Consider the following 5,950-nt stretch of genomic DNA (forward strand, 5'->3'; position numbering starts at 1 on the left):
CTGGAAAACCGCCTCCGGGCTCCGGGGATGGGTGCGCCTGCTACCGCAACCGCCCTAGACCAGGGTGTCCGTCTGTGCAGCCGCCTCGAGGTCGAGCCGGGTGACCCCCCCTGCCGAATGGGTTGCATAGGCCACTTTCACCTTGCCCCACATGATTTCCAGGCTATCTGGATGATGATCGGCTTTTTCTGCACGCAGCGCCACCTTGACCGCGAAGGCCACCCCTTCAGCATAGGAGTTAACCGTGAAGGTCTTCTCTATCCTGCCGCCCACCAGGGCCCACCCTGAAAGGTTTTGCAGGCTGCTCTGGATTTCCCCTTCATTTAGTTTGGTCGCCACAAAAGTCCCTCCTTCCCCAACAAGCCCTATCTGGCTTCGCCTAGCCCTTCGAGACAAAACGGCTTTTTCCCATGGCTAAATGCCTCCCGAAAGTATCCATCGCCTGCTATTCTCGTTTGCAAGACCGCAAAAGAGTGTGCTATACTTCGCGTTGGCGCTTTTTTTGGGTTGTTTCCCCGAGCCACCCAAATAAAAGCAATTCACTATCTGCGACAGCGTTGGTAGGCGCCTGCGCAAAATGGAGAAAGTAGTGTTCAAGACGTTTGTTCCTGAACCCAAAGAACCCGGTTGGGTTCTAATTGATGCCGAAGGCCAGTCCATTGGACGGGTGGCCTCCAGGATTGCTGCGGTCTTGCGCGGCAAGCACAAACCCGACTTCACCCCCAACATGGCAACAGGCGACTGTGTAGTGGTCATCAACGCCGACAAGGTGCAGCTTAAAGGTTCCAAGCCCCGCACCAAGGTCTATACCCACTACTCGGGCTATCCCGGCGGCCTCAAGCGCACGGTGGGGGCCGTGATGCTGGCCGAAAAACCAGTTAAGGCGGTCGAGCATGCGGTTAAGGGCATGCTTCCCAAAGGCACTCTGGGTAGCGTCATGTTCCGCCGCCTCAAGGTCTATGCGGGAGCAAGCCATCCCCATGCGGCTCAGAAACCCGTTAAGATGGAGGTCGAATAATGGAACAGTATTACGGTACGGGCCGTCGAAAGACCAGCGTAGCGCGGGTGTTCTTGCGCCCCGGTAGCGGTAAGGTCGAAATCAATGGCGTAGCTTTTGCCGATTACTTTGGGGGCCTGGTCAAGGCTGTGTCGGCTCTGGAACCCTTGCGCCGGGTGGACGTCAGCAACCGCTTTGATGCCTATATCACAGTTGAGGGCGGCGGCAAAGCCGGACAGGTGGATGCGATCCAGCTTGGCATTGCCCGGGCCCTGGTCAACTACAACGGCGACCTTCGGGCCAGGCTCAAGCCCGCCGGCCTGCTATCCCGCGACCCCCGCGAGGTCGAACGCAAGAAATACGGCAAACACAAGGCCCGCCGTGCTCCACAGTACAGCAAGCGCTAGGTATCCGTCTTATCAGTCCCCGCCCTGCAGGGCGGGGACTTTTTTGGCCAACGGTACGACTTCATGAACATGCTCCCTCGCCCGACCCAGACCAACCTCCCACGGGCATTGTGAGCGTACTCAGGAAAGGGAAGCAGACCAGTCTGAGCCAGCGGATTTTGAGGACTGCTACCCGGCCCCAGGAGCCTGGTAGTGACCGGTTGTCGGAGAAAGCGCACCCACGCACGCGACCCAGGCGATGGCTGCCTAACAAAATTTCGTATAGGCTATAATCCAGCACTTACCGCAAAAAGTCCAGCACGGCTCGGCTAATCAACTCGGTGCCCAGTGGCAGCGAACGCTCGTCGTCAATCCAGAATCCGGGATGGTGATGAGCACGGTTTCGGGTGGGGTCGGGATCGCCTGCACCCAGCCAGAAATATACTCCTGGGCAGCGGTTTAAAAACTCCGACATATCGTCGCCGCCCATCACCGGGGGCACCTCGAGCACCGACTCCTCCCCCACCACCTGACGGGCCACCCGGCGGAACCGCTCGACCATCGTGGGATCGTTAACCACTGCAGGAGAACCGCGCAGCCAGGTAACCTCGGCGCGACCCCCCATCGCGACCGCAATACCCTGACTCAGTTCGCCAATCCGGCGGATGAGCTTCTCGCGCAGGCCAGGGTCGAAGGTACGGAGGGTACCTTTGAGTTCGGCGGTTTCGGGAATGATGTTGTGGGCCCCTTCCCCCGCCGTAACGGTCGCAATGGTGATGACCGAGGTGTTGACCGGGTCGGTCTCGCGGCTGACCAGGCTCTGTAAAGCCACGATAATCTGGGAGGCCATCAGTACCGTATCCACCCCTTCGTGGGGCATGGCCGCGTGCGAGCCCTTACCGCGCAGGTGTAGCGTGAAAGCATCGGCGGCGGCCATGGAAGGGCCGGGCCGCACCCCCACCTTCCCGGCAGGCAACAGGCTGTACAGGTGCAGCCCCACAACTGCATCCACCGCTTCCAGTACCCCAGCCTCCACCATCGGGCGCGCCCCGGAAACAATTTCTTCCGCAGGCTGGAAAGCAAAACGCACCTCGCCTTCAAGCTGATCCCTGAAGCGAGCAAAAACCGCCGCCACATGGGCTGCGATGGCTGCGTGCCCATCGTGTCCGCAGGCGTGCATAACTCCTGGCGTCTGGGACGCATAGTCCACCCCAGAGTCTTCGTGAATCGGCAAAGCATCAATGTCGGCCCGCACCAGCACGGTCTTGCCCGGTTTAGCCCCCTTCAGGCTGGCTACTACGCCGGTCTGGGCTATGCCTCGAGTGACCTCGAGCCCTAATCCTTCTAAAAAATCGGCTAGCCTGGCACTGGTACGTACCTCCTGGAAACCCAGTTCGGGGTGGCGGTGAAAGTCACGGCGCATCTCGATCAGGCTTGGCGTCAACTCGGCGATGGCTTCTCGAATGTTCATAAGCCCTAGTCAAACATCAGACAGCCAGGCCGTCAACTGTGTGAGAAGAACCCCTTTCTCTCAAACAGACCGGTAGCTAAAACACCCAACAGGCTCTACAAGAAGAGACAAAAAAACGCTCTGAGCGTCATCGTTGTATACTGGCCACAGGCGTTGACCGGGAGGAGTAGGTTTTTTACGCCCCCCAGAGAGGATGCTCCACTGGCTGGAAGAGCATCTGGGAACCGAAAAAGCCGAACGTCGCCCTCGAGCCCGCAGGAAGAACCGCCCCTGGCCCAGTAGAGCCTGCCGGGACTGCCCGTAACAGCAGATCCGAGTGCCGTGGGTGCGTCTAGCGTCCAGGGTTCGGGGCCAGAATTGAGCAGTACACAGCCCTCGACCTCTGAACCTCGACCCTCTCGGAAGCGCGGTGGTACCACGGGGTTTGCCTCGTCCGTGCAGCAAAGGCTGTACGGATGTTTGTTTGTGGGAGGTGGAAATGGGAGAGCATAGCATGGTCAATCTGACTATCAAAACCAGAAGGCTCGAGGGCCGACGCCTCAACCTGCCCTTCGGGGGCAGCCCCTGCGTCCGCCATCCGCGATAGAAATCAATTACTACCCGCGCCCAGGAGCAAAAGAATGACCCAGAACAGAGAACTTCCCAAAACCTACGATCCACAGGCGGTGGAGCCGCGCTGGGCCCAGTGGTGGGCGAGCAGCCCCCTCAAGCCCGAACTGAATGCCCACAAGGGCAAAGGCCCCTTCACCATCGTGATACCGCCGCCCAATGTGACTGGCAACCTGCATCTGGGGCATGCGCTGGACAATACCATCATTGACACCATCATCCGTTTCAAGCGCATGCAGGGCTACGAGGCCCTCTACCTGCCAGGCACCGATCATGCCGGCATCACCACCCAGGTGCTGGTGGAAAAGGAGCTGGCCCTGGAAGGGCTTTCCCGCCACGACCTGGGGCGCGAGAAATTCTTGCAGCGCATGTGGGAGTTCAAGGAAAAAAACGGTGGTGCTATCCTCCATCAGTTGCGCCACATTGGGGCTTCGTGCGACTGGAGCCGCGAGCGCTTCACCATGGACGTAGGACTTTCGCGTGCAGTACGGCGCGAATTTGTGGAGTATTACCACAAAGGGCTGGCCTACCGGGGCCAGCGCATCGTGAACTGGGATCCGGTGGCCCAGACCGTGGTCAGCGACCTCGAGGTGAGCATCGAGCCAACCCCTGGCAAGCTCTACACCCTGGCCTACCCCCTGCAAGAGGGCGGCGAGATCACCCTCGCTACAGTGCGCCCCGAGACCATCTTCGCCGATGTGGCGGTGGCGGTGAACCCCGCCGACGAGCGCTACCGGCATCTGATCGGCCAGAAGGCCCGCATCCCCCTCACCGAGCGCTATATCCCCATTATTGCCGACGAGGCGGTGCTGATGGAGTTTGGTACCGGCGCGCTCAAAATCACCCCCGCCCACGATCCCACCGACTTCGAGATTGGGCAGCGGCACAACCTCGAGATGCCCAGCGTGATTGACCTCGGGGGCCGCCTGGTGGGCGAGCTGGTGCCCGAGCAGTTCAGGGGCCACGAGCGTTTTATGGCCCGCAAATCGGTAGTGGGGGCGCTGAAAGAGGCCGGGTACGTGCGCGAAATCAGGGACTATTCGATTGCCCTGGGCTACTCCGAGCGCACCAGAGCCCCGGTCGAACCGATGCTGCTAACCCAGTGGTTTGTGCGGATGAAGCCCGTGGCTGAGAAGGTGCTGGCCGGACTGGACAGGGGCGAGATGCGCCTGGTTCCGGAGCGCTGGGAGAAGGTCAACCGGGACTGGCTCGAGAACATCCGCGACTGGGCGGTGGGCCGCCAGATCTGGTGGGGCCACCAGATACCGGCCTGGTACGACGACCAGGGCAGCATCTACGTACCCGACCCGGATAACCCCGACCTCGACTGCGACCAGGATCCCCGGTACGCTCACTTGAACCTGAAACGTGACGAGGACGTGTTCGACACCTGGTTCTCCTCGGCTTTGTGGCCCTTCTCGACCCTGGGCTGGCCCGAAGATAGCGACGATCTCAAAAAGTTTTACCCCACCGACGTGCTGGTAACCGGCTACGACATTATCTTTTTCTGGGTGGCCCGGATGCAGATGTCGGGCTACGAGTTCACTGGACAGGCTCCCTTCCACACCGTCGTGCTGCATGGGCTATACCTGGATGCGAAGGGCCAGAAGATGTCCAAGAGCAAGGGCAACGGCATTGACCCCCTCGACCTCATTGACCAGTATGGGGCCGATGCCTGCCGCTTCGCCTGGGACTACCTGGCGACAGGCGGGCAGGACATCCGCCACGACGAGCGGCGCTACGAACAGGGGCGCAATTTCGCCAACAAGCTCTACAACGCGGCCCGGTTTGTGTTGATGAATAAGACCCCACCAGCCCCTCCAGTAAACCGAGAAGGCGCCGAAGCCCCCCTCCTATTAGAGGGGGACAGAGGGGGCTTGACCCTCGCCGACCGCTGGATGCAGTCCCGCCTCAACCGGGGCATCGCCGAAATCACCGAAGCTTACGAGGTTTTTGACCTGGGGCGGGCCGCCCGCCTAACCTACGACCTGGTCTGGAGTGAGTTCTGCGACTGGTACCTGGAGGCGGCCAAACCCGCCCTGCGCGAGGGCAATCCGGATACCCTGCTAACCCTCGAGTCCACCCTGGCAGCCTTGCTCAAGCTGCTGCACCCCATCATGCCCTTCATCACCTCCGAGCTATACCAGACCCTGACCGGCGACACCAGGCAACTGGCCTTGCAGGACTGGCCTCCTTTCGGCGAACGTGAGCCGGAGGCCGAAAAAGCCTTCGAGACCCTGCAAGCCACCATCACTGCGACCCGCAACCTGCGGGCGGAACTGGGTATTCCACCCCAACAAGAAATTGCAGTCCAGCTGGAAGGGGATGGGGCTGCGCTGGTCATGGAAAACCTGGCCCTGTTCCGCTTTCTGGGCAAGGCCCGGGCCTCGCTGGGCACCCCCGAAAAAGCCATCGCCCAGGTCACCGCCAGCACCACCGTGTACTTGCAGCCCGAGGGCGACCTGAGCAGCTTTCAAGAACGCCAGC

General features: G+C 60.8%; 5 protein-coding genes. 3 read left to right on the plus strand and 2 right to left on the minus strand.

Going from position 1 to position 5,950, the window contains the following annotated elements:
• Positions 1-54: 54 nt before the first annotated feature.
• Positions 55-339 carry a 4a-hydroxytetrahydrobiopterin dehydratase gene (locus tag Q0288_RS00595; RefSeq protein WP_299425573.1) on the minus strand — a complete coding sequence of 95 codons (285 nt, stop codon included), beginning with the start codon at positions 337-339 and terminating at the stop codon, positions 55-57.
• Between the two features lie 238 nt (positions 340-577).
• Between Q0288_RS00595 and rplM the strand changes: the two genes are divergently transcribed.
• Together rplM and rpsI are read left to right on the plus strand one after the other, a co-directional pair.
• A complete protein-coding gene (gene rplM / locus Q0288_RS00600) occupies positions 578-1,018 on the plus strand; it encodes a 50S ribosomal protein L13 (protein ID WP_299425576.1) in 441 nt (146 codons plus the stop codon).
• Positions 1,018-1,404, plus strand: a complete 387-nt coding sequence (gene rpsI, locus Q0288_RS00605) for a 30S ribosomal protein S9 (protein WP_299425579.1) — start codon at positions 1,018-1,020, stop codon at positions 1,402-1,404. Before rplM ends, rpsI begins: the two co-directional genes overlap by 1 nt.
• A gap of 280 nt (positions 1,405-1,684) precedes the next feature.
• Here rpsI and Q0288_RS00610 read toward each other — a convergent pair whose 3' ends face one another.
• Positions 1,685-2,854 carry a M20 family metallopeptidase gene (locus Q0288_RS00610; protein ID WP_299425582.1) on the minus strand — a complete coding sequence of 390 codons (1,170 nt, stop codon included), beginning with the start codon at positions 2,852-2,854 and terminating at the stop codon, positions 1,685-1,687.
• 620 nt (positions 2,855-3,474) lie between these two features.
• On the opposite strand from Q0288_RS00610, the gene Q0288_RS00615 reads away from it, so the two are divergent.
• On the plus strand, positions 3,475-5,950 hold a 2,476-nt coding region (locus Q0288_RS00615; RefSeq protein ID WP_299425585.1), incomplete at its 3' end, for a valine--tRNA ligase.

The organism is uncultured Meiothermus sp. (assembly GCF_937863175.1).
Classification (GTDB): Bacteria; Deinococcota; Deinococci; order Deinococcales; family Thermaceae; genus Meiothermus.

Excerpts from the sequence above, each read along its gene's own strand:
- rplM (WP_299425576.1), top strand. The coding sequence starts at position 578 with ATGGAGAAAGTAGTGTTCAAGACGTTTGTTCCTGAACCCAAAGAACCC.
- rpsI (WP_299425579.1), top strand. The coding sequence starts at position 1,018 with ATGGAACAGTATTACGGTACGGGCCGTCGAAAGACCAGCGTAGCGCGG.
- Q0288_RS00610 (WP_299425582.1), bottom strand. The coding sequence starts at position 2,854 with ATGAACATTCGAGAAGCCATCGCCGAGTTGACGCCAAGCCTGATCGAG.